This window comes from Gaetbulibacter saemankumensis DSM 17032, assembly GCF_000425645.1.
Classification (GTDB): domain Bacteria; phylum Bacteroidota; class Bacteroidia; order Flavobacteriales; family Flavobacteriaceae; genus Gaetbulibacter; species Gaetbulibacter saemankumensis.
This window is the reverse complement of the sequence record NZ_AUDV01000008.1, coordinates 149,573-174,718: the sequence shown is the minus strand read 5'-3', so window position 1 is coordinate 174,718 and position 25,146 is coordinate 149,573. Positions and strand designations below refer to the sequence as shown.

The window sequence follows — 25,146 nt, the reverse complement described above, 5'->3', positions numbered from 1 at the left end:
TTTTTTCTAATTGATGTTGTATTTCTCTAAATGCACATTAACGTCTGTCTCCATGGCCTCTTTTTTAAAGTTATTTGGTGTTTTTTTAAATTGCTTTTTAAAACACTTTGAAAAATATTTAGGATCATTAAATCCACACATAAAGGAAGCTTCAGAAATATTATAACCATATTTCGATATAAGAATAGCTGCTTTTTTTAGTCTTAATTGTCGAACATAATCTACTAAACTGTAGCCTGTAAGAGCTTGACATCTTCTGTAAAGTGTAGAGTACCCCATATTCAGGGAGTCAGCCAGCTCTTCCATTTTAAAATTAGGATTATCTAATCTCGAATTTATTTCAGATACGAGGTTTTCCAGAAATAGTTCGTCTTGAGATTTTTCCAGTGTCACTTGAGGCATACTAATGGACTCCTGGCGATATTTAGAAATAATATCTTCGCGTGTCTTGATTATATTTTTAATTTTTAGACGTAATTCGTTGGTGTTAAATGGTTTGTTTATGTATTCAATAGCACCGGATTTAAGACCTTGTAATTTTGAATTTGTTGAATTTTTAGCCGTGAGTAGTACGATGGGGATATGAATCGTTAATGGGTCTTCTTGAAGTTTTTTACACATTTCAAGCCCATCCATTTTGGGCATCATGATATCACTTAATATTAAATCAGGAAAATTACTCTTGGCATAATAAAAGCCTTCTTCACCATTTTCTGCTAGAATGATGTTATAATCAGTTTCGAGCAGGTCTTTTAGAAAACCTTGTAATTCAAAATTATCTTCAACTATTAGTACGGTTTTTTTGGATTTGTCTTCAAGAATTTGTTCAGGCTTTATGTTTGATTTACTCGTAGTATTTTCGAGTTGAACAGTACCTATGTCATCTATAATTATGATTTCTTCCTCATTGTATGCGGCCTTATTAATAGGTATGGTAACAGAAAATACCGTGCCCTCGACAGCATCAGATTTTACTTTAATATCTCCTTTATGCAGATCTACCAGGTCTTTAGTTAAAGCTAAGCCAATACCATGCCCTATATATTTTTTGCCCATTTTTGATTGATAAAATAATTCAAAAATAGAGTCTAGTTCTTGTTTATTTATACCTGAACCTGAGTCGATTATTGAAATTTTAATCTTCTTTTTATTATTGGTTGGAATAACATTTAGTTGAATATTACCATTTTTTGGAGTGAATTTAAAGGCATTAGATAGCAGATTATAGATGATATGTTCTAACTTATCCTTGTCATACCAGGTTTCATCCAGGTTCCTTGGACAATTTATTATAAAATCAATTTGTTTTTTTCTAGCCAACTCTTTAAATGCTAAGACGACGTCTTCAAGGTTTTTATTTAAATTATTTTTAGTGATGTTTAGTTTTATATTACCTGATTCATGGTCTCGAATAAGCGTTAATTCTCGAACTATTTTCGAAAGACGTTTTGTGTTATTGTTTATAATATTTAGGCGCTCTTTTAAAAGTAGATTGCCACTATCTTCTGCATTTTTTAACATGCTTTCTATAGGACCTAAAATTAAGGTTAATGGGGTTTGGATTTCGTGCGACATTTTAGTAAAAAAATTCATTCGCAATTCTGTTATTTCCTGTTCTTTTTTGTGATTGACTTTCTCTAAAAATAACTTTTGTTTCATGCGATACCATAAAACCAAGAAATAAATTACTGTAGCTATAATAAATGTATATATAATATAAGCCCAATAAGTGTTCCAGAAAGGGTAAGCTATACTTACTCCTAATTCTATCGGGGGAATATTCCATTCGCCTTTTTTGGTCCCCGATCTAACTTCAAATGTATAATCGCCAGGAGGTATGTTTGTATATGTGGCAACAGTTTCAGTGGAAACATGAATCCAGTTTTTATCAAAACCTTTTAGTCTATAAGCATAGTAATATTTAGGATTTAAAATATTGTCTATAGCCGAAAATCTAAAACTAAAAGAGGACTGATTGTTTTTTAGATGTATATATTTTGTTTTTACCGCACCATTTTTTACTTGATCAGGGATAAGGTCTCTTGCAGGTTTATTTAAAATTTCAATAGAGGTTAAGAGTAGTTTGGCCGTTGATTTTTGTTTAGATATGTTTTCCGGATAAAAATAGTTTACACCTTCAACGCCTCCAAAATACATCATTCCGGAAGCATCCTTATAGGCACTTTTCGATAAATACATGTTATCTTGAAAACCATCGGAGTTGTAGTATACTTTTGTAATGGAATCCTTTAGGTTTAAATGGATAATACCATTATTTGAACTCAGCCAGATATTATGTTCATTCTGTGGTAAAATGGCCGCAATGTTTTTATCATTTATAGATTGACTTGCACTTAAGTCTTCAACGCTATAGGAAGTTGTATTAAATTTTAAAGGGGTTCCGTTATCATTTACAAGCCATAAGTAGGGAGGTTCGCCCGCAACAAGATATTTTATACCTATTTTAGTATCACGGCTTTTACTTGTTTTATAAAAGCTAAAAGAAGATAGTTTTAAATTGTGTTTATTTTCATTAAATTTAAAAAGTCCGCCATTATACATGCCAATCCAAATGGTGTTATTGAAGTCTTTAGCTACGGATTCCGTAATAGTTCCTTTTAAACCATTTGCATTATTATTAAAACTCGCCAGTTGTTCAAAATCATCTGAAAATATGTTTATACCAACATTACTGCAGGCCCATATGCGTCCGTGATGATCCTTAAAAACTTTCCGTATATCGGAACCCTTTTGATTTTTGGTATTGAATATTTCGATATTAAAAAATTTTGAACTGTTCTTTCTTTTACACCATAAACCATTTTTATAGGTTCCAACCCATAAATTTCCTTGATTATCTTCAGTAATAGATTGTATAAAAAAACCTTTATTAAGCTTGGTGTCGAAAAAATATTGTGATTCTTCAGTATTACCAGATATGTCTGTTATTACTTTTGTTAAGCCATATCCGTCCGTACCAAACCACAAGGCATTGTCTTTACTTTTATAAATACTTAATATGCGTTGCGGTGATTTATTTTTGGAGCCTTCATGGTAAATAATGTTATTATTTACATTAGAAAGAATGTTGAGTTTTCCATAATTTGTAGATACCCAGAGGTTTTTATGATTGTCTTCAAAAATATCTAAAACGGTATTACTACTTAACGAATATTCGTTGGCATATTGTTTAGTAAATAATATTACTTCTCCATTATTTACATTAACTTTATAAAGACCTCCACCATCTGTGCCTCCCCATAAGTAATTATCATTATCATAGAATAAAGTAAGAAACATTTCTTTATGAATATTCGAGGAGTTTGTCTTTAAAAATTCATCTTGAATATATTTTTCTTTATTTAAATCATAGAGAAGCAGTCCTCTGGTTTCAGTACCTATCCAGAGTCTGTTATTATTGTCCATTTGAAGGATTAACTGTTCGGGGTAATCTGTGAATGGACCAACTATGGGCGTTATTGTTTTTAATTCAATATTATAAGTAAATAAATTCCCTTTGTCTGTACTGATATAAATATTGTTTTTATTTGATTCTAAACTGATTATACGACTGGATTTCGGACTAATAGCAGGTAATTTCGTTATGCTATCCATTTTAGAGTTGGCATACCTGTATATAGTGCCTTTGTCTGAAGCTAGCCAAAGAATGTTATTCCTTGATATCATTTTTTTAATAACTTCATTATTTGAATCAAAATCTACATTTTCAAACTGATTGTTCTCGTGATTAAATTTCTTTATCAATCCAAATGAAGAAAGAATCCAGATGTTTTTATCATTATCAATGATTAAATCTTCGATGATGTGGTATTTTTTCTGGTCAGGAAAAATGGTACTGTTATCAATTAAATTGTAATTATTGCCATCGTAAGTTAAAATATTACCTCCGGTAACCATCCATATTAACCCTAAATGATCCTGAATTGTTTTATGAATTATGATGGGTTTATCATTGTATGTAGGTACACGGTGAGTAAAGTTAATATGGCTTTGAGCCATAATAGGCAGGTAAGCAATTAGGTATATAGTAAATAGGTAACATGACCTAATTGAGGGGGATTTATGTGTTTTATATGGTATAAACATATCTAAATTCATAGAAAAACGATTATAACGTGCAAGTAAATAATTAATGCGTATGCCATGTAAAGATATTAATAATAATTGTTAAGCATTGATGATTATTAGGGTTCTAATAGATGATTAGGTGGTCTTATTCTGCAAAAAGGAGTGTAAAGAAGCGTGATGAACTATATCTTAAAATTTAAATCACTTATTCAGGGCAGATTAGGGGGACTATTATTGATTTACTCCTTATAATTATTTTATCAGATAGATTTTCTTTTCTAATAATTCAAATATTCTTTTCAAAATTAAAATCAATATTTGTTCAATAAAAAGTATTGTCGGTAGTTTTTAGACTGGCAGTTTAAATATGTTTGGTCTAATCGGTGACCTTCATATTAATCAAACGCAATAAGAAAATTACCAGGTGTACTATTTCGGCAATAAGGTGTTCAATACAGTATTTATACGACTTAATGCCTAAAATGGATGTCTTGTAAATCAATAATATGGCACATCTTTACAGAAGTTAAATTAATGTAAAAGAAAGGTTAATTAAAATTAAGATGAATTCAAGAAGAAATTTTGTAAAAAAAGCAACCATAGCAGGAGCGGGATTATCTTTAATTCCAGGCTTGTCTTTTGGAAGTAGTAATATATTTAAAGGAGAGAAATTAAAACTTGCATTTATTGGGGTTGGACTTCGAGGTGCGAATCATTTAAGGAATGCCTTACATAGAAAGGATATTGAAATTACAGCAATTTGTGATGTTGATCCAAAACGTATAGAGATTGCCACAAAAATGATTACGGATGCCGGGTATAAAAAACCTCAGGTGTTTGGTGAAAATAACCATGATTACAAAAACCTTTTAGAGTTAAAAGAGGTTGATGCTGTAATTATAGCAACACCCTGGTTGTGGCATACTAGGATGGCTGTAGATGCTATGGAAGCCGGTAAATATACAGGGTTGGAGGTTTCGGCAGCGAATACTTTAGAAGAGTGTTGGGATTTGGTAAACACACATGAGAAAACGGGATCTCATTTAATGATTCTTGAAAATGTAAATTACCGTAGAGATGTATTAGCCGTTCTTAATATGGTAAAGCAAAATGTATTTGGAGAAATGGTACATTTTAGATGTGGTTACCAGCACGATTTAAGAGGGGTGAAATTTAACGATGGAAAAAGTGCTTATGGACTAGGCCCAGAATTTGGAGAACACGGAATTTCTGAATCAAAATGGCGAACACGACATTCCTTACTTCGCAATGCAGACGTATATCCCACACATGGTGTTGGTCCAATGGCCGTAATGTGCGATATAAATCGCGGTAACCGATTCATGTCTTTAACCTCACATGCCACAAAAGCTATTGGTTTACACAAATACATTGTAGATAAGGGAGGAAAAGATCATCCTAATGCTAAATTGAAATTTAAGCAAGGTGATGTTATAACATCTACCATAGATACTGCTAATGGTGAAACTATTATTATCACCCACGACTGTAATTTACCAAGACCTTACTCTTTAGGTTTTAGAGTCCAGGGAGCTAATGGTTTATGGGAAGTCGATGGAAATAGAATTTATGTGGAAGGTGAATCGCCATCTCACCATTGGGAGAAAGATGATGCATGGTTAAAGAAATACGATCATCCGTTATGGCAAAAATATGGTGATTTAGCAGAAGGAGCTGGTCATGGCGGTATGGACTTTTTTGTAATGAATGCCTTTGTAGAGTCTGCAAAAGAGAAAGTGGCCCCTCCATTAGATGTTTACGATGCCGCGGCCTGGAGCGCCGTTACACCACTTTCTGAAGCTTCAATAGAAAATAATGGAGAACCACAGGGTTTTCCTGATTTTACAAGAGGTATGTGGGTAAAAAGAAAACCATATAACTGGATGAAGGAAACCTATTAATTATTCGTCTGGTTTATTTGTTCTGTATCTAAAAATAGAGGTTGTCAATACTCTTATACTTTGATAATAAAAACAAATAAATCAGATGAATTAAAAGATACTCAACAATTAACTCAATAAATATTAATTATTAACTAAACTAAAGCTTATGAAAAATAAGGTTAAAACAATGCTATTTGTTTTACTACTGGGATTTACATACACCATGTATGCCCAGGAAAAACAGGTTTCAGGGACTATAACGGATGCTAATGCAGGCATACCGTTACCAGGAGCCAGTGTCCGTGTAAAAGGAACATCACAGGGTGTGTCTTCAGATTTTGATGGTAATTTTACTATTACGGTCAATGATAATGATGTACTTGTAATAACTTATGTTGGTTATTCGAATGTGGAAATACCTGTAAAGGGAAAACAAACGATTAACATTCAATTACAAGAAGATCAAAATGCTCTAGAAGAGGTGGTGGTTGTTGCTTATGGAACCCAAAAGAAAGAAACAGTTACTTCCTCGGTCGTAGAGGTTAAGGCTGATAAGTTAATGGATGTTACAGTGCCTGAAGTAGCGACTATGTTACAAGGTAAAGTAACGGGAGTGCAAGTGTTACCGAGTAATGGTTCACCTGGTTCTTCTCCAAATATTATTATTAGAGGGCGTTCTTCAATTAATTCAACTAACGCACCTTTATGGGTAGTAGATGGAGTTATTGTAGGGAATTCAGATCCCAAATTAAACCCAAGAGATATCGCTAGTATGTCTGTTTTAAAAGATGCTTCAGCTACCGCTTTATATGGGAACCGAGGAGCTAATGGGGTTATAATTATAACGACTAAACGTGGTACTATAGGTCAAAAGCCACAAATGACCGTGTCTTTAAAAAGTGCCATGAATCAATTTAACCCGGGAAACTTTGAAGTCATGAACTCTAGGCAGTTATACGATTTCCATGAAAGCTTAGGAAATACCAATCCATGGTTTGATGAAAGTTTGTTAGAGCGCGATTTTGATTGGGTTGATGCAACTACTCAGGATGCCTTTGTAAAGGATGCCTCCATTTCGTTTACTGCAGCAACAGATACTCATAATTTATTAATTTCAGGAGGCTATTATAACGAAGAAGGAACAGTTATAGGCAGTGAATTAGATCGCTATACCTATCGTACCAATTTAGATTATAATATTTCAAAAAGATTAACTATTAAACCGAAATTATATTTCGTGTTCGATAGAAGAGAAAATGCTCGAGCAGGAGATTTATATCAGGCGTATACCAATATGCCTTGGGACAACCCATTTAACCAAGATGGTTCTGTGGTAAATGCTCGAGAAGCTAAGGGTGATGATTGGATTGGGCGTGATAATGCTAACTACTTTTATGACAGACAATGGAATTATTCAGACTCGCGTTCGTTTGATTTGTTTGCAAGTTTTGATTTTGAATATACATTACTAAAGAATTTAACCTTCATTTCTACAAACAACTTTAGATGGGGGAACTTTGAAAGTTTTAATTATACAGATCCAAGATCTAACGGAGGTTTATCTACAAATGGATCTATTCAAGATTACACCTATAGAGGGTTATCAAGATTTACAAATCAAATGCTAAAATATTCGAATGTATTTAATGATAATCATACAGTTAATGTTTTAGCAGCCTATGAATATAATGATAGTAGTTCAAGAAATGTAACAACACGTTCGGAAAACATAGTTGTAAACGGACAAGTTCAGAGTATAGGTTTAAAACCGGCTGCAGCCGATGGTGATGCAGGCGAATTTGCGCAACAATCATTTTTATTAGCTGCAGATTATGATTACAAGGGTAAATATTTTGCTAAAGGATCATTAAGAGTGGATGGGGCTTCGTCATTTGCTCCAGATTATCGTTATGGAGAATTTTATTCTATTGCAGCTGGATGGAATATTCATAAAGAAAATTTCTTCAACATAACAGATTTAAATGTTCTTAAATTAAGAGCGAGTCATGGTGCCGTAGGGAACCAACCGGGTGGCTTTGGTTATTTATCTACTTACGATGTTAGATTTCAGTATGCAGGTCTTATTGCTGCGAAGCCTAACCGGTTAGGAACAAAAGATCTAACCTGGGAAAAAGGTATTGAAAGTAATTTTGGTTTAGATGCGACAATTTTTAATGCTGTAGATGTCACTGTTGATTACTACAATAAAGAGAATTCAGGACTATTGTTCTTCAGACGTTTGTCAGATCAAACAGGATTTAGTGGTCGTTACCAGAATATTGGTTCTGTTACTAATCAAGGTGTTGAAATTGCTGTGTCAGCTGATATAATAAACAAAGATGATTTTGGAATTAATGTTGGTTTTAACATTAGTTTTAATAAGAATAATGTAAAAGAGTTACCTGATGGAACAGATATTATAGGTGGCTCCTATATTATTAGAGAAGGTGAGGAATTTGGTTCTTTTTACATGAGAAAATGGTTAGGAGTAAACCCGGCTAATGGGGCACCAGTTTACGAAATTATCGATCCAGATACTGGTGAAAGTTCTACAACTTCTGATTATAACAGCGCGACTTTACAAATTGCAGGTTCTGCTAATCCTGATTATAATGGGGGTTTCAACACGAGCTTTTGGTTTAAAAACTTCACATTAAGTTCAAACTGGACCTTCTCTTACGGAGCCGAGTTATACAATGCGTCTCGCAATTTATTTGATTCAGATGGGTATTATTTACAATACAACCAAATGGTATTACCTGATGGGTGGACTCGTTGGGAAAGACCAGGCGATGTAGCAACGCATCCAAAACCACAGCCAGGAGGCTATGCAGGAAGTAACCAAACTTCTACACGTTATTTAGAAGATGGTAGCTATTTACGTTTAAATAACGTGAGATTATCATACGATATACCTGCGGCTTTTCTTGAAAAAATAGGTGTAAGTAATGCTAATATTTACCTGTCAGGTGACAATTTAGTAACCTTTACCAAGTTTACAGGTGTTGATCCAACTATTAGTGATGGTGTTGGTGGATCTCAATTGGGATATACAAGTATAGGATACCCAGTGCCAAGACGTTTTGCATTAGGATTAAATCTTACGTTTTAATTAAAAAAAAATTAAAAGATGAAAAAAATATTATATACAATTCTATTCTCCGTTCCAATGATGTTTACATCTTGTGATTTAGATAGAAGTCCATTTACAGAAATTTCAGCCGACGATTTGTTTAAGGATCCTGGAGCTGCACAGGCGGCAACCTTAGGGAACTATTTATTTTTAAAAGGAGATAAAGGTTATGATGGTTGGATAGACGATTTACATAGAATGTCTGAGTATTCTAGTGATAATGTAATGATTAGTGGGGGGACAACCGATCCTTTGTACTTCTTTTACAATTATCAAAGAAACCCTAATAATTACAGAGCCGATAGGTTTTGGAGTAATTCGTATAAGGCTGTTGTAGGAGCAAATCGTGTTATTGAAAGTTTAACTGAAGGTAATTCAGACGAAGAAGATCAGGTTATTGGTGAGAACTATTATATCAGAGCTTTGGTATATTTTCAAATGGGTAATATCTTCGGAAGACCATATAATCAAGGAACATCGAACCTGTCAATTCCATTAAAATTAACATCAGATATCAATGAATTACCAGATAGAAATACGGTTGGCGAAGTTTATGACCAGGTAATATCAGACTTGTTAAAGGCTGAGGCTTTAATGAATGAAAATAAAGGAGCATCGTTTGCTTCTAAAGGAGCCGCACAGGCATTATTATCGAGGGTTTATCTGTACATGGAAGATAACACTAAAGCCATTGAGTATGCTGATAAAGTAATAAATGAAGGACCATATGCTTTATTGTCTCCGCAGCGCTTTTCGATAATGAATACGTTACCTCCATTAGATAATGAAGAGGCCATTTTTTCTGTAACTTTAACTAAGGATATTGATATTCCAGGTAATGAAGATTGGTGGACTATAGGTTCGTTTTACGCAACTATTGATGGTGTAGGTTGGGGAGAAATGTATGTCTCTCAACCCTATTTAGAATTATTAAATCAAAGTGAAAAAGATTTAAGAGGTAGCTTTATAGATCCGCAGTATTTATTGGATGAAAACGGTGATAAAATACCTGCTGTATATTGGGTAGAAAATAATGACACATACCAGTTTAGTCGCACTACTGACAACGGCTCTACAATTACTTTTGACTATGAAGGTAACACATACACCTTAATGTCTGAAGAGATTAACGGTAGAACCCAATACTATTTTAATGGTACTAATGGGCGTCAGGATGTGGTGTTCGATTATGATATGGATAAGCGTAACGGATATCCAAAATTCTTTATTCTGAAAGCTTCTCAACAAGAAAACGATTTGCACCTATGGTCACCAACAGTATCTAGACTTGCAGAAATGTACTTAAATAAAGCAGAAGCTTACGCAAAACAAGGAGCAGATCAATTAGCTTTAGATAATATCAATATTTTAAGAGCAAGAGCTCAAGCTGATGAATATACCCTAGCAAATTTACCAGAGGGTAAAACAGTGTTAGATGTTGTTTTAGATGAGCGTCAGTTAGAATTAGCCTTCGAAGGACATAGAAAGTTTGATGTTTATAGAAATGGTTTAACGATGGATAGACGTTACCCAGGAACACACTTAAATAACTCGAATCCGTATCCTCAGATTTTGTCTACAGATAAAGTTATTATTGAATTGATACCAGAACAACAAATATTAATACAACCGACTTTAGAGCAAAATCCATTATAATAAGCAGGCAACAGACCAAGTAACGAATGTAAACCTTGCTTGGTTTGTAAGCTATAAAAAATTAATAATTATGAAAAAATCAAAAACTATAAAACATATTTTATTTTTTCTTGTTGCAATTGTGGTTTTGGCATGCGAACCAGACCAGGTTTTATATAAAACCAATCAGATTTTTAACGATACAAGAATTAAAGTAAATCTTAAACCTACCGCTTGGACTATTGAAAGTTTTAGTTCGGAGGAAACAGCAGGAGAAGGAGCTACAGGACGAGCAGCCGATATACTCGATACTGATTTAGAAACTTATTGGCATTCCTGCTGGACATGCAACCCAGCAGGACAACACCCTCATGAATTAATCATCAATTTTGGATCGGAAATTAGTATAGGCGGGCTTCAGGTAGCACAAAGACAAACGCTTTCTAGAGCTATTAAAGATCTTGAAGTAGAGACAAGTACCGATGGAACCACGTGGACGTCAATGGGAAGTTTCTCATTATCAAGAATTGCCGAATTACAGCAAGTAGATTTTCGTGAAAACAAAACAGTAAAGTATGTGAAATTAATTATAAAGACATCACACGACGGTAGTATTTATGCGGCGTTGGCACAAGTTGGTGGCTATGCATACGAGTAATCATGTCTCAGTATAATTTCCATAAAAACACCTAATAAAAAGGTAAACAGGAAAAGATTATTGAATTATAAATTTAAAAATTATGAATATAAAAAATAATAAAGTGTTAATACTGTTTTTTACGATAGCATTAAGTTTTCTATCATGTGATGGTGATAAAATTGTTTATTTTGAAGATCTAATAGGTGCCGATGCGGCCAATTTAGATTTTAAGCACACGATTCCCATCGGTGCAAACAGCTGGGTTGCGAATAATATAAATCAGAATGGAACCTTAATCTCTACTGAAGGTATTCATAACTGGACTTCTACATCAGATGTAATACATACTTATGTTAGAACTGATGCTGGTAACTTAAATGTAGGTTTAAATATTAAAACATCAGAAGAGGGATCTAAATTTCAGGTAACTGTAAATGGCGTGAGTAAAGAGTTGATAATAACTACAGATGAATATGTTGATTATGGTATAGGTGTTTTTCCTGTTGAAGCCGGATATAATACTATCGAAATTAAAGCATTAAATAAATCAGGAACGTTTGTTGGAGATATTAATAGCTTGCTTTTAGGTGGGTCTGCAGTTGAGGCTGGTGTTGTTTATAATCCAACGGATAATTTCTATTTCGGTAGAAGAGGGCCGTCAGTAAATATTGGTTATAAGACACCTACTGGTAAAGATGTACAATATTTTTATAATGAATTAACAGTAGCAGAAGGAGATGATGTTTTAGGTTCTTTCTTTATGGCTAACGGACATTCTCAAGGTTACTTTGGTTTGCAGGTGAATTCAAGTTCAGAAAGACGTATTTTATTTTCTATTTGGAGTGCTTACAGTACCGATGACCCAAATCAGATTCCAGACGATTATAAAGTAACAGAATTAGGAAGTGGAGAAGGTGTTACGGTTCAGGATTTTGGAAATGAGGGTTCAGGACTTCAAAGTTTTAAAAATATAGGATGGAAAACTGGTGTAACTTATAAGTTTTTGCTTAAAGGTGAGCCTGCTGATGTGGAAGGTTCTACAGATTATACAGGATATTTTTACGATCCTGAAGTTGGAGAATGGGAGCTGATAGCGAGTTTAAGAAGACCTAAGACCTCTACATATTTAACAGGTGCTCACTCATTTTTAGAAAACTTCAATCCATCAACAGGTAATTTAACAAGACAGGGTAGTTATGGAAACCAATGGGTTTATACTACCGATGGTGCATGGAGTGAAGTAACAGAGGCTAATTTTGGAGTAGATGCAACGGCTGCTAATGGGGACAGAATGGATTATTTTGGAGATGCAGATGGTAGCAATTTTATAATGAAGAATTGTGGGTTTTTTAGTGATTATTTAAGTGCTGGATCTACTTTAACCAGAAGTCCAGGTACTAACCCAAATATAGATTTAGAAGCGTTGCCTCAAGTGAAAGTTTTAGGTCCAGCCACAGAACTAGATAGAACAGGATGGACAGTGATTGATTACAGTACACAGGAAGATCAAGGAGGCGAAGGGGCTACCGGTCGTGCAGCAGATGTTCTTGATGGTAATTTAAATACCTACTGGCACTCGTGTTGGTATGGATGTACGCCTGTGGCACCACATCATATTACAATTGATATGGGAGCGAATAAATTGGTTAATGGTGTGAGATTTTATCAAAGACAAAGTACATCGCGTTCGGTTGAGAACTTAGAGCTGCAAATTAGTGCAGACAATGTTAACTGGACATCTATGGGGGATTTTGTTCTAGGAAAAACGGCGGAATTTCAGGATGTAGATTTTGATGCCCCTCAAACGTTTCGATATTTAAAATTTATAGTAAAATCAGGACATGATGGTACAAATAATGCTGCTATGGCTGAAATTATACCGTTTACAAGAGACTAATTAGTTTGCTAAGTTTTCATTAAGGAATATGCTCGTATAGCCTATAGGCTGAGATTTAAACTTAATAATGTATTTTTTGTTTTTAATTAGTTTGTGTTCTTAAGTTGTAGAACCGATAGTTTGTTAGTTAATCCTGTGAATTTTATTCACAGGATTTTTTTTGTTTAATAATTAAGAGTTATACAATGGTGTTACTTAGGGATATAATAAATTAAGGTTTAGTCTAATTTATTAAATTGCTTAGATTTGTATAAATCCCTTTAGTTATGGTTACAATAAATGAAAATTTAAAGACCAGTATCGTATTGTTTCTTGCGTTAATATTATCACAAGTAACAATTGCTCAATTCTCACCATATTTTCAGAATTATTCTTCAACACAATTTAATGGTGGTAATCAGAATTGGGATATATCCTATGCTGATAATGGGAAAGTTTATGTGGCAAATGACAAGGGACTGTTGGAGTTCGATGGGATGAAATGGGGGTTTCATCAATTACCGAATAAAACAACTATTCGTTCTGTGTTAGCCAAAGATAGTCTTATTTATACAGGGTCTTATGAAGAATTTGGATATTGGAAAAAATCAAAGAAAGGAGAATTACTTTATACATCTTTAAGCCATTATGATGAAGATATTACTTCTAAAGACGAAGAATTCTGGCAGATATTGAACATTAACGATACTATTTTCTTCAGGTCATTTTCGAACCTGTATATATTAGATAACAAGGAGATTATTAAAATTAAGCCGCAATCATCTATTATATCGTGTAATGTTATAAATGATGAACTTTATATTGCTACGCTAAGACATGGTGTATTTGTTTTACGAAACCAAAATTTGGTAGCGTTACGCAACACCAATCAATTAGCTAACAAGCGCATTGTTGCTGTGACTCAATTACATGATAGTTTTCTAATTTCAACAGCATTAGATGGGTGTTTTCTCTATAAAAGGGGGAAATTAAAACCTTGGAATACTAAAATAAATGAGTTGGTAAAAAATCATCAGCTTAATCGTGTATTGAAATTGAGAAACGATAGAATGGTTTTTGGTACCATTAAAAATGGTGTTTATATAACGGATTTATTGGGAAATGTGTTATTTGATATCGATAATGAGGATGGTTTACAGAATAGTACGGTTTTAAGTTTATGTGATGCCGATTATAATAAACTTTGGGTTGGACTCGATAATGGTGTTACCCTAATTGATTTAAACAATAATCACTTGTTTTATACGGATAATTCGGGTGATTTGGGAGCTGTTTATGACGTTATTAGTTATAATGATGAAATATATGTGTGTAGTAACACGGGGCTCTTTTATTTAAATAAAAAGGACAATAAATTAAAGTTTATTGCTAATTCTCAAGGTCAGATTTGGGATTTGAAAATTGTACATGGTCAATTGTTTTGTGGTCATAATGATGGGACCTATGTAGTTGATAATTATAAATTAAAAAAAATATCTAATTATACTGGTGGGTGGGTAATTGAAAAAGTGCCTGAATCTCCCAACATTTACATTCAGGGAAGTTATGCTGGTTTAATTAAATACGAATATTTTAACGGAGAATGGAAAGTTACGCATGTGCAAGGAACAACCATTCCTGTAAAATATATGGTATTTGAAGATAATAATACCGCTTGGGTTGCCCACGCATATAAAGGTGTGTTTAGGGTTACCTTTAATGCAGATTATAGTAAAATAATTGATATTAAAGATTATGCTGAAAAAGGTTTGGCGTCTAACTATAATGTGAAATTATATAACTTAAAAAACGATATATGCTTTAAAACTAATGATGGATGGCAGATGTATGTGCCGCTTTTAGATAGCATTGTCCCTAACAATCTTTTAAATAAAACCTTAGGTAAAGACACTTATATAATTTCAGAGACAAACACGGAATTATTAGCAACAAAAAATAAAAATGATGATATAACCTTTCTTTCTATTGAAGGCGGAACTACTAAATTAAATATAGCAAGTAAATTATATCAAAAACGATTAGTTGTAGATGAAGAAAGGGTCTCTCAAATTAACGATTCCATATATGCGCTAAATTTGTATAATGGTTTTATGTTAATTAATCAAACAAATAAAAAGGAGAACGATTCACTGAAAACACCAGTTATAGAAAAAATTAATGTCAATGGTGAATTACTGGATATAACAAAAGAAGATTACGAACTTCCTTTTAATAAAGCGATAAGCGTTTCAGTGTCTTCTCCTAATTATAATAATACACATTATTTTGAATATGCTTTATCAAGTGATTCCAAAGATTTACACTGGATTCGTTTAGACAACGAAAAGTTAGAGTTATCTCGTTTGAGTAATGGAAATTATAAAATACATTTTCGAGCTGGTAATATTTCAGGAGATGTATCACAGGAAAAAGTACTGAGTTTTACTATTTTACCGCCTTGGTATAAAGATGGGTTGTTTTATTTAGTCTTACTGATATTTGTATTTGTCATATCGTATATACTTCACAAGAAAAAGATTGAAAAGGAGCAAAATATACTTCATCAAAAATTTATTAAGGAGCAGGAAGCCTTGTTAAAGGAAAAGGCTATAGAAAATGAAAAGAAGCTTGTGCAGGTTAAAAATAAATCACTGAAGAACGAAGTTACCTTGAAAAGCAAGCAATTGGCTAATACAGCCATGGCATTGGTTAAGAAGAATGAATCATTACTGGATATTAAGAGCGATATAGTTAAAAATAAATCCAGTTTTCAAAGTGCGATGGTATATAGAAAGCTTATTAAAAGAATTGATGACTCGATTGGGCATGAAGATGAATGGGAATTGTTCGAATATAATTTTAATCAGGTGCATGAGGAATTTTTCAAACAGCTAAAGTCACAATTTCCAAAACTAACTCATAAGGATTTAAAAATTTGTGCCTATATTAAAATGAATTTGCTATCCAAAGAAATCGCCCCTTTAATGAATATTTCTATTCGAGGCTTGGAAACTCACCGTTATCGCTTAAAAAAGAAACTAGATTTAGAAAATGATCAATCTCTGGGCGATTTTTTACGAAATTTTAAATAATGATACGTCATTAGTGTTAAAATCAACGTGCTTATGCTACGTCATAACTACGTCATTTCTTTTCGAAACGCTTCATTTTCAAATGTTATTTACCTGATAAATATACGTCAATAAGGCTTTTTGTATGTTTTTTATGGAATGACGTATTTTATGTGCGTTCCATTTTTTGAATGTCTTTCATATACTCGCTATTTTAGTCTAGCTAACAATCTAAATATTTATATATGAAAACAAGACTAACGTTTTTCTTAATTTTTCTTATTTCCGCACATGTTTTTGCGCAAGATATCACAGTTAGTGGTACCATTGTGGATGCCGGAGATAATATACCAATTCCTGGAGTAAATGTCATCGTATCGGAAACAACTCGTGGAGTTAGTAGCGACTTTGACGGTAACTACAGTATTTTGGTAAGTAAAGGTGAAGTACTAGAATTTAGCGCTTTGGGATATAAAACCGTAAAAATTGAGGTTCAGGATCAAACAACTATTAATGTATCTTTAGAGGAAGATGTTGCTACTTTAGAAGAAGTAGTTTTAGTGGGTTATGGTACACAGAGAAAGGCCGATCTTACAGGTTCTATTGTAACTATAAAGCCTGAGCAAATTGAAAAAACACCAGCAGCCAACCCTATGCAGTCTTTACAAGGTAAAGTAGCGGGTGTTCAGGTAGTAAGTTCTGGTTCTCCCGGTGATTCTCCAACCGTACGATTAAGAGGTTTGGGCTCGTATGGAGCAAATACAACACCTTTATTTGTAGTAGATGGCATGTTCTATAATAATATTGACTTTTTAGATTCAAAAGATATTGAATCTTTAACAGTGCTTAAAGATGCATCATCTTCTGCAATTTACGGTGTAAGAGCAGCGAATGGTGTGGTTATTATAAAAACGAAATCTGGTAGAACAGAAAAGAAACCAGTTATAGAGTATAATGGCTATACCGGGGTGCAAATAGCGCATAATATTGTGAAATTGGCTAATGCCGAGCAGTTTACTACTATGGCTTATGAGTCAGGTTCGCAGACGGATATAAACAATATTTTAAATGCCATGCAGCGTTTTGGTAGAAGTGAAATGAACCCGAATGTTCCTGCGGTGAATACAGATTGGTATGACGAGATACTGCGACCAGGATTTATGCAAAGTCATAGTGTTGGGGCCACTGGAGGGTCAGAGAATGCATCTTATGCTTTAGGGATTAACTATTTCGAGCAGCAGGGTATTCTTGATATGAAAAATGAATATGAACGTTTTAATATACGTTCTAAAGTAGATATTAGATTAACTAAAAACCTTAAGATGGGTGTAAACAGTGTTTTTAGTAATGCTACTAAATATAATGCTGAAAACGCTGCTTGGTTTCAAGCCTATTTTGCTGTACCTATCATGCCGGTAATCGATGAGTTAAATACAGAAGCCTTACCTGTTAGATATTCTAATGCTCAGATATTAGGGTATCGAGGTGCTCAGAATCCATTTCCTGTCATGAATTATAGTGATAATCAATTGAAAATTAGAAAGTTATTAAGTAGCGTGTATTTTGAGTTGGATTTCATTCCAGAAAAGTTGAATTTTAAAACCACTTATAATCATGATTTTTCTGCCTTGGATGAACGTTTCGTAAGATTACCATACACCTTAGGTAATAATGTTCAACAAATTTCAAGCATCCAACAAAACCAAAAGTTCTTTTCAAATCAAATATGGGATAATGTGTTAACTTATACCGATTCTTTTGGTGATCATAATTTAACAGTGATGGCTGGTACTTCTTATAGAGACGAGGCGAATCACGAAACAAATGTTATAGGTAATAATATTTCCGGTATTGATTTAGAAACTTCATGGTATTTAAACTTTGCAGAGGAAAGTTCTATTAGACTGGCAGGAGCGGGTGATATAGGTGGAAGGTTATATGGGATATCATATTTTTCAAGAGCTGCTTATAATTATGCTGATAAATATTTGTTCTACGCCACTATACGAGCCGATGGTTCATCGAAATTCACTTTAGACCCCTGGGGGTATTTTCCTTCAATAGGTGCTGGTTGGGTAATTTCTAAGGAGAATTTCATGGACGACGTCGATGCAATTAACTTCTTAAAGCTTAGAGCAAGTTGGGGTAAATTAGGTAATGATAATGTTGCGGCCAGTGCAGGTTCTAATACGATTGATGTAATATCAATTCCTTTAGGTGATGTCCAAACGCCTGGAATTATCTCATCAAGTACCTTTACTAATAATACCTGGGAAGTTATTGAAGAAAATAACTTTGGTGTCAATTTAGAAATGTTTGATAACAGATTCTCTTTAGAAGCCGATTATTATATTCGGGATACCAAAAATGCGATTATACCGGTTTTTGTACCTATTTTAAATAGAAATGTAGATAGAAATGCCGCAGTGATTAGAAACCAAGGTCTTGAAATTGGTTTAAATTGGAATAATACTGTAAATGAAAATTTCAGCTATTCTGTTGGTACAAACTTAACAACATTAAAGAATACAACTCGAAGTGTTGACGATCCGAGAGGCTATATTGATGCTGGATCTGCAGAGTTTTTACAACGTTCTATTGTTGGGCAGCCGATAAAAGCGTTCTTTGGATATGAAACGGTAGGCGTTTATCAGAATGCCGCTGAAATTGCTGCTGATCCGATAGCTGTTGCTAACAATTTGGTGCCTGGAGATCTTAAATTTAAGGATTTGAATAATGATGGGATTATAGATGCTAGCGATCGAAAAGTTTTAGGGTCTTACATTCCTAAGTTTATGTATGGTGGAAACATAGGTATTAATTACAAAGCATTTGATTTTGCTCTTAGTTTTTACGGGCAAACTGGAAATAAAATCCTAAACAGAAAACGAGGTGAAATCATTTTTACCAATGATACCAATATGGATGCCGATTTAGCTATTAATAGATGGCATGGAGAAGGCACTTCTAATTCTTACCCTTCTTCTGCAGGACTTAGAAAAGGTTGGAACCAACGTTTAAGTAACTTCTGGGTTGAAGATGGCGGATTCTTTAGAATTCAGAATATTCAGTTAGGTTACACCCTTAAGGATCAAAAGGTTTTAGGTGACAAATTTCCGGAAATGAGATTTACTCTAACGGCCGACAGACCTTTAACTTTCTTTAATTACAACGGGTTTAATCCGGAAGTACCAGATGGCGTTGATAGACAAACCTACCCGATTCCAGGAGTATACACGTTTGGGGTGAATATTAAACTTTAAAAAAAGACATTGAATATGAAAAATTTAAAATATTATATGCATATAGGTGTTTACTCGCTTATTGTAATGTTTAGTTTTCTGGCTTGCCATGATAAGTTAGATTTACGAGAAGGACAACTTAATACCGGTGATTACGATTTTACTCAAACAGAAAATATGATTCAACCTCTTGTGGGGGCTTACCAACAATTTTACACCAGAGGTTGGGAAGAATTATTATTGTTAAAAGTAAGAGGAGATGATGTTAATGCAGGTGGTTTAGGAGACCAACAACCGTTTGCAGATACTGATATGTTCATTTACGATGATAATTATTGGATGTATAACGCGTTGTGGAATGGCCATTATCAGGATATTATAGGCGTAAATAATGCCGCTTCTTTAATTGAAAATTTTAAAGAATTCGCTACTGGATCTGATGTAGCTAAAGCTGATCAGTATATTGCGGAAACAAAAGTGTTAAGAGGGTGGTTTCATTTAAATTTATCAAGAACCTTTGGAGATATTTTCATTATTAATACAACCATTCCAGATGATGACATTGCAAACGGTGTAGCTACAAAAGATGGAGTGATGCAATATATTTCAGATCTTATGGACGAGGCTATCCCCATGTTGCCAAATGTAAGACCTAATGAGCGAATAGATGTAGAAGGTGGTGTCACTCGATACACGGCTTTGGCAATAAAAGCTATGGCGAATTTAGAGCTAAAGAATTATCAAGGCGTGGCAGATGCCACTGGAGCTATTATTGCTTCTGGTAAGTTTGGTTTATATCCTGATTTTTATCAGGCATTTAAAAAGCCTGGAGAATTAAGTAATGAAAACTTACTTGAAATGCAGTATTCCGATTATGGTAATAGTACAGGAGATACGTTCTATCATTTATACGCTCCATTTGGTTCACAAAACTGGACACCGGCCAGAGAAAATGCAGAAAGTGGATGGGGCTTTTTTGAACCAAGTATGAAGTTTATCAAATTTATGTTAGATAGAGGTGAAACCATACGTTTAGAAACTAGTGTATTATTTACCGACCGAGGTATTGCAGAACTTCAGGAGGATTCAAATTATTCAAATTTACCGGCATTCGTTAATAACACCACTAGGGATGGCGACAGAATAAATGATTATTCCAGAGCTTTATTTGCAAGTGGTAAACATTATTTACCTTCCATTCAGTTAACAGAAAGTAGAAATGAATATGGTGCAGGTAAAAATAATATCTGTATCAGATATGCTGAGATATTATTAATGCATGCGGAGGCTTTAACGAGAGGGGCAAACAGCTCAGCAATGACAGCCGATCAGGCTGTTAATGAAGTAAGACAACGTGCTGGATTATTACCAATTTCTGGTGTAACAGCAGATCAGGTAATGGATGAAAAGTTTGCAGAATTTGCTATGGAATGGGGGATTAGATATTGGGACATGATTAGATTGCAGAAGTATGATGAGTTAAGTTATGATGGCAGAACCTTTACGGCAGACAAAGCTTTATTGCCTTATCCGCAAGCACAACAAGATGCACTGCCATTACCATCTGGAAATGACGAATAATATAAACTAATTAAGAAAGTATGAAAAATATCTTTAAATATATAGCAGGATCATGTATGTTACTTGCGATTGTAGGTTGTAATGAGGGTATAGACCCTATTACTTATGTACCGCCAGGAGATGATCTTTCGGCACCAACAGTATCTTTAACATTTCCTTCAGGCGATTTAAACATCCCGTTTACAGATACAGAAGTAGATCTGGATATAAAATTCAGGGTAGAGGACGATATCAGGATTGATAATGTAAGTGTTGTGCTTGACGGTGAAACAATTCATGATCAATCAGATTTTTTAGATTACAGAATTTATTTAGGAAGTGAATTTTATGAATCTTTAGGACTTGGAGATCATGAAATGACACTTACAGCTAAAGATGCCTCGGGTAAAACGACTACAGAAACATTATCATTTAATGTATCGAACAAGTATTTAACAAAATATGATGGCGAATTATTCTATATGCCATTTGAATTTGGTTTATATACAGAACTCGTTAGTGAAACAGACCCAACTGTGGTTGGTGAACCTGGGTTTGGAGATGGTAAAGTTGGCACCAGTTATAAAGGAGCTGCAGATTCTTATTTAACATTTCCTACGGATGGGTTAATTGGTGAAGAGTTTAGTGCTACCATGTGGTATAAAGTTAATGCCGACCCTGACCGTGGTGGTATTTTAGTAATTGGTCCTCCGGATGATGGTAATCCTTCAGCGCAAAACAATAGAAATAGTGGATTTAGATTTTTTAGAGAAAATGCAGGAGGTATGCAACGGGTTAAATTAAATGTTGGAAATGGAACAGCAGATACTTGGTTTGATGGAGGAGCAGCTGCCGATATTGATCCTAATAAAAATGAATGGGTACATTTAGCATTTACCATTTCAAGCACGGAATGTGTAGTTTATATTAATGGAGAAGTTGTAAGTCAAGGAGATTTTGATGGCGTTGACTGGACTGGTTGCGATATTGTTTCCATTATGTCTGGTGAACCAAGATTTGGAGGATGGGGACATGCTTCAGACTTAAGTAATCTGGACGATTTACGAATTTACAGCAAAGCATTATCCGAAGGAGAAGTAAAAGCTATAATGGAATAAGAGCAAAATAAAAAACTTTACTCATGCACTCTTAGGTTTAAAGTTTGGTTAGTTTTTCTTTAAGAGTTGTTTGTTTAATTAGAAGTTAACTACACTTATTGTTAGTGTAGTTAACTTTATTAATGTCTTTAAAATGACAAAATATCATATGAAATATGTTATCTTTTTTAGTTTGAGCTTCGCTTTCTTAGCTTGTAACAGTAAAAAAGATAAGCAAACTAAAACTAAAGGCAATATACTTGTCGAATATACGGATAATCAATTATTAGATACCATTCAGTTCCAGACATTTAATTATTTCTGGGATGGAGCTGAACCTAACTCAGGTCTGGCAAGAGAGCGTTATCATACAGATGATGTATATCCTACCTCGCCAAAAAATACAGTAACTACCGGAGGAAGCGGTTTTGGCTTTATGGCAATATTAGTTGGTATTGAGCGCGGATTTATTTCACGCGAACAGGCGGTTAATCGATTTACTAAAATGGTCGATTTTCTTGAAACGGCAGATAGATTTCATGGTGCCTGGCCTCACTGGTTAAATGGTGAAACAGGTAAAGTTGTGCCATTTAGTAAAAAAGATAATGGTGGCGATTTAGTAGAAACAGCCTTTTTAATTGAAGGTATGCTTGCGGTTCGTGAGTATTTTAAATCGGGGAATGCGCAAGAACGAGCATTAGTTACTAAAATCGATAAACTATGGCATGAAGTAGAGTGGGACTGGTATACTAAGGGGGGAGAAGATGTTTTATATTGGCATTGGTCGCCAAACTACAAATGGGAAATGAACTTTCCCGTGGGTGGTTATAACGAATGTTTAATTATGTACATTTTAGCTGCGGCATCACCTACGCATTCAATAAGTAAGTCCGTTTATGAAAAAGGATGGGCCAGAAATGGCGCCATTGTATCTAAGGATTCTTTATATAATAAACCATTGGTTCTAAACTATTTTGAGCATAGTGACGATCTTATCGGGCCATTATTCTGGGCGCATTATTCTTATGTAGGGTTAAATCCAAAAGGTTTATCCGATCAATATGCAGATTATTGGGAATTAGTAAAGAATCATGCGCTTATTCATTATGAATATGCCAAAGAAAATCCGTTGAAATTTAAAGGATATGGTGACGATATGTGGGGACTCACATCTAGTTATTCCGTGAAAGGGTACGTAGGACATCGCCCTGGTGACGATCATGGAGTAATTTCGCCAACAGCAGCATTGTCATCGTTCCCGTATACACCAAAAGAGAGTATGAAGATGCTTCGAAATTTATATAAAAATCATGATTCGCTTATAGGTAAATACGGACCATATGATGCCTTTAGCTTTGAACATAATTGGTACACACCAAATTATTTAGCAATAGATCAAGGACCAATTCCGGTCATGATTGAAAACTACAGATCTGGATTGTTATGGGATTTATTTATGGAAAATAAGGATGTCTTGCGAGGTTTAGATAAGTTAGGATTTATTGTTGAACAAAATAACTAATGGAGATTGATGTATAGAATAAGTTTGGGTGTTTTAGTTTTGTTTGTAATGATTTCTTGTAGTTCCGATGGCCCTGGTTATCAACCGCCATATATTCCTGAACCGGAGATTATAGAACCTCTTACCGATGAGGAAATGATGGATTTAACACAACAAGAAACCTTTAAATATTTTTGGGATTATGCTAATACCGAGTCGGGAGCAGCTAAAGAAAGGTATCACCCTAGAAATCCAGAACTTAATAAAAATGTAGTCACTGCTGGAGGTACTGGTTTTGGTTTGATGGCCATTATAGTTGCCATTGAAAGAGGGTATATAACAAAATCTGAAGGTATAGCACGGCTGAATAAAATTCTTAACTTTTTAAACAATGCCGACAGGTTTCATGGGGCATGGTCTCATTGGATTGATGGTGGTTCTGGTAATGTCATACCTTTTAGTCCTAAAGATGATGGTGGCGATCTTGTAGAAACAGCCTTTGTAGCACAAGGACTTATTTGTATAAAAGAATATTTTAAAAATGGTACAAGCGAAGAACAGGATTTAGCAAGTCTGGCGGACGCACTTTGGAAAGGAGTGGAATGGAATTGGTATACTCAAAATCAAAATGTGCTGTATTGGCATTGGAGTCCTAATTACGACTTTGAAATGAATCTCAAGTTACAAGGTTATAATGAAACTATGATTGCCTATATCCTTGGTGCGGCATCACCAGATTATACTATTCAAAAGGAAGTTTATACGCAGGGCTGGGCAAATAATGGAGCTATTAAGTCATCAGATTTTCAATATGGATTGCCATTAATTCTTAATCATGCTGATGGATCGAGATATGGAGGTCCCTTATTTTTTAGTCATTATTCTTTTTTAGGGTTAAATCCGAAAAATTTAAATGATCAGTATGCCAATTACTGGGAATTGGCCGTAAATCATACTAAAATTAATAGGCAATATTGCATAGAAAATCCGAAGAACTATACCGATTATGGTAAAGATTGTTGGGGCTTAACCGCTAGTTATTCAAGAAATTCTGATGGGTCTATTGGGTATTCAGCGCATAGTCCTGTGAATGATAGTGGGGTTATTTCACCCACAGCAGCCATTAGTTCTATTCCATATACGCCTGCAGAATCCTTAGATGTGATGCATTATTTGTATCAAAAGAAAAAGCAAATGTTAGGGGTCGCTGGGTTTTATGATGCCTTTAGTCCACAGTATAATTTTTGGGTAGCCGATGCTTATTTAGCTATAGACCAAGGCCCTCAAATAATTATGATTGAAAATTACAGAACAGGATTAATTTGGAATTTGTTTATGCAAAATGAGGATGTTAAAAATGGTTTAAATAAGCTAGGATTTAACTATTAATTAAAATAA

At 34.2% G+C, this 25,146-nt stretch carries 12 protein-coding genes; 11 read left to right on the top strand and 1 reads right to left on the bottom strand.

What is annotated here, in order from left to right; translation table 11 throughout:
* Positions 1-6 precede the first annotated feature (6 nt).
* A complete protein-coding gene (locus H611_RS0106505) occupies positions 7-4,020 on the bottom strand; it encodes a hybrid sensor histidine kinase/response regulator transcription factor (RefSeq protein WP_027137597.1) in 4,014 nt (1,337 codons plus the stop codon).
* Positions 4,021-4,652: 632 nt separating this feature from the next.
* Here H611_RS0106505 and H611_RS0106500 point away from each other — a divergent pair.
* From H611_RS0106500 to H611_RS0106450, 11 genes are all read left to right on the top strand, one after another.
* Entirely contained in the window at positions 4,653-6,011 is a 1,359-nt protein-coding gene (locus H611_RS0106500; protein WP_027137596.1) for a Gfo/Idh/MocA family protein, read from the top strand.
* A 148-nt stretch (positions 6,012-6,159) separates the two neighbouring features.
* Complete coding sequence (locus H611_RS0106495) at positions 6,160-9,105, top strand: SusC/RagA family TonB-linked outer membrane protein (RefSeq protein ID WP_027137595.1); 2,946 nt, start codon at positions 6,160-6,162, stop codon at positions 9,103-9,105.
* 18 nt (positions 9,106-9,123) lie between these two features.
* Positions 9,124-10,782, top strand: coding sequence for a RagB/SusD family nutrient uptake outer membrane protein (locus tag H611_RS0106490; RefSeq protein WP_027137594.1), 1,659 nt, complete (start codon positions 9,124-9,126; stop codon positions 10,780-10,782).
* A 70-nt stretch (positions 10,783-10,852) separates the two neighbouring features.
* The gene (locus H611_RS0106485) at positions 10,853-11,419 is read left to right on the top strand and encodes a discoidin domain-containing protein (RefSeq protein ID WP_027137593.1); all 567 of its coding nucleotides are present in this window, start codon (positions 10,853-10,855) and stop codon (positions 11,417-11,419) included.
* An 82-nt stretch (positions 11,420-11,501) separates the two neighbouring features.
* On the top strand, positions 11,502-13,298 hold the full coding sequence (locus H611_RS14050; RefSeq protein WP_084158152.1) for a DUF3472 domain-containing protein: 1,797 nt from the start codon (positions 11,502-11,504) through the stop codon (positions 13,296-13,298).
* Between the two features lie 266 nt (positions 13,299-13,564).
* Positions 13,565-16,369, top strand: coding sequence for a helix-turn-helix and ligand-binding sensor domain-containing protein (locus tag H611_RS0106475; RefSeq protein ID WP_027137592.1), 2,805 nt, complete (start codon positions 13,565-13,567; stop codon positions 16,367-16,369).
* 224 nt (positions 16,370-16,593) lie between these two features.
* A complete protein-coding gene (locus tag H611_RS0106470) occupies positions 16,594-19,611 on the top strand; it encodes a SusC/RagA family TonB-linked outer membrane protein (protein ID WP_027137591.1) in 3,018 nt (1,005 codons plus the stop codon).
* A 15-nt stretch (positions 19,612-19,626) separates the two neighbouring features.
* A complete protein-coding gene (locus H611_RS0106465; protein ID WP_027137590.1) occupies positions 19,627-21,171 on the top strand; it encodes a RagB/SusD family nutrient uptake outer membrane protein in 1,545 nt (514 codons plus the stop codon).
* 20 nt (positions 21,172-21,191) lie between these two features.
* Entirely contained in the window at positions 21,192-22,268 is a 1,077-nt protein-coding gene (locus H611_RS0106460) for a LamG domain-containing protein (protein ID WP_027137589.1), read from the top strand.
* A gap of 133 nt (positions 22,269-22,401) precedes the next feature.
* Positions 22,402-23,769 carry a glucoamylase family protein gene (locus tag H611_RS0106455; RefSeq protein WP_245574777.1) on the top strand — a complete coding sequence of 456 codons (1,368 nt, stop codon included), beginning with the start codon at positions 22,402-22,404 and terminating at the stop codon, positions 23,767-23,769.
* Positions 23,770-23,778: 9 nt separating this feature from the next.
* A complete protein-coding gene (locus tag H611_RS0106450; protein ID WP_027137587.1) occupies positions 23,779-25,137 on the top strand; it encodes a glucoamylase family protein in 1,359 nt (452 codons plus the stop codon).
* The last annotated feature ends 9 nt before the right edge of the window (positions 25,138-25,146 follow it).

Excerpts from the sequence above, each read along its gene's own strand:
- H611_RS0106505 (WP_027137597.1), bottom strand. The coding sequence starts at position 4,020 with ATGGCTCAAAGCCATATTAACTTTACTCACCGTGTACCTACATACAAT.
- H611_RS0106500 (WP_027137596.1), top strand. The coding sequence starts at position 4,653 with ATGAATTCAAGAAGAAATTTTGTAAAAAAAGCAACCATAGCAGGAGCG.
- H611_RS0106495 (WP_027137595.1), top strand. The coding sequence starts at position 6,160 with ATGAAAAATAAGGTTAAAACAATGCTATTTGTTTTACTACTGGGATTT.
- H611_RS0106490 (WP_027137594.1), top strand. The coding sequence starts at position 9,124 with ATGAAAAAAATATTATATACAATTCTATTCTCCGTTCCAATGATGTTT.
- H611_RS0106485 (WP_027137593.1), top strand. The coding sequence starts at position 10,853 with ATGAAAAAATCAAAAACTATAAAACATATTTTATTTTTTCTTGTTGCA.
- H611_RS14050 (WP_084158152.1), top strand. The coding sequence starts at position 11,502 with ATGAATATAAAAAATAATAAAGTGTTAATACTGTTTTTTACGATAGCA.
- H611_RS0106475 (WP_027137592.1), top strand. The coding sequence starts at position 13,565 with ATGGTTACAATAAATGAAAATTTAAAGACCAGTATCGTATTGTTTCTT.
- H611_RS0106470 (WP_027137591.1), top strand. The coding sequence starts at position 16,594 with ATGAAAACAAGACTAACGTTTTTCTTAATTTTTCTTATTTCCGCACAT.
- H611_RS0106465 (WP_027137590.1), top strand. The coding sequence starts at position 19,627 with ATGAAAAATTTAAAATATTATATGCATATAGGTGTTTACTCGCTTATT.
- H611_RS0106460 (WP_027137589.1), top strand. The coding sequence starts at position 21,192 with ATGAAAAATATCTTTAAATATATAGCAGGATCATGTATGTTACTTGCG.
- H611_RS0106455 (WP_245574777.1), top strand. The coding sequence starts at position 22,402 with ATGACAAAATATCATATGAAATATGTTATCTTTTTTAGTTTGAGCTTC.
- H611_RS0106450 (WP_027137587.1), top strand. The coding sequence starts at position 23,779 with ATGTATAGAATAAGTTTGGGTGTTTTAGTTTTGTTTGTAATGATTTCT.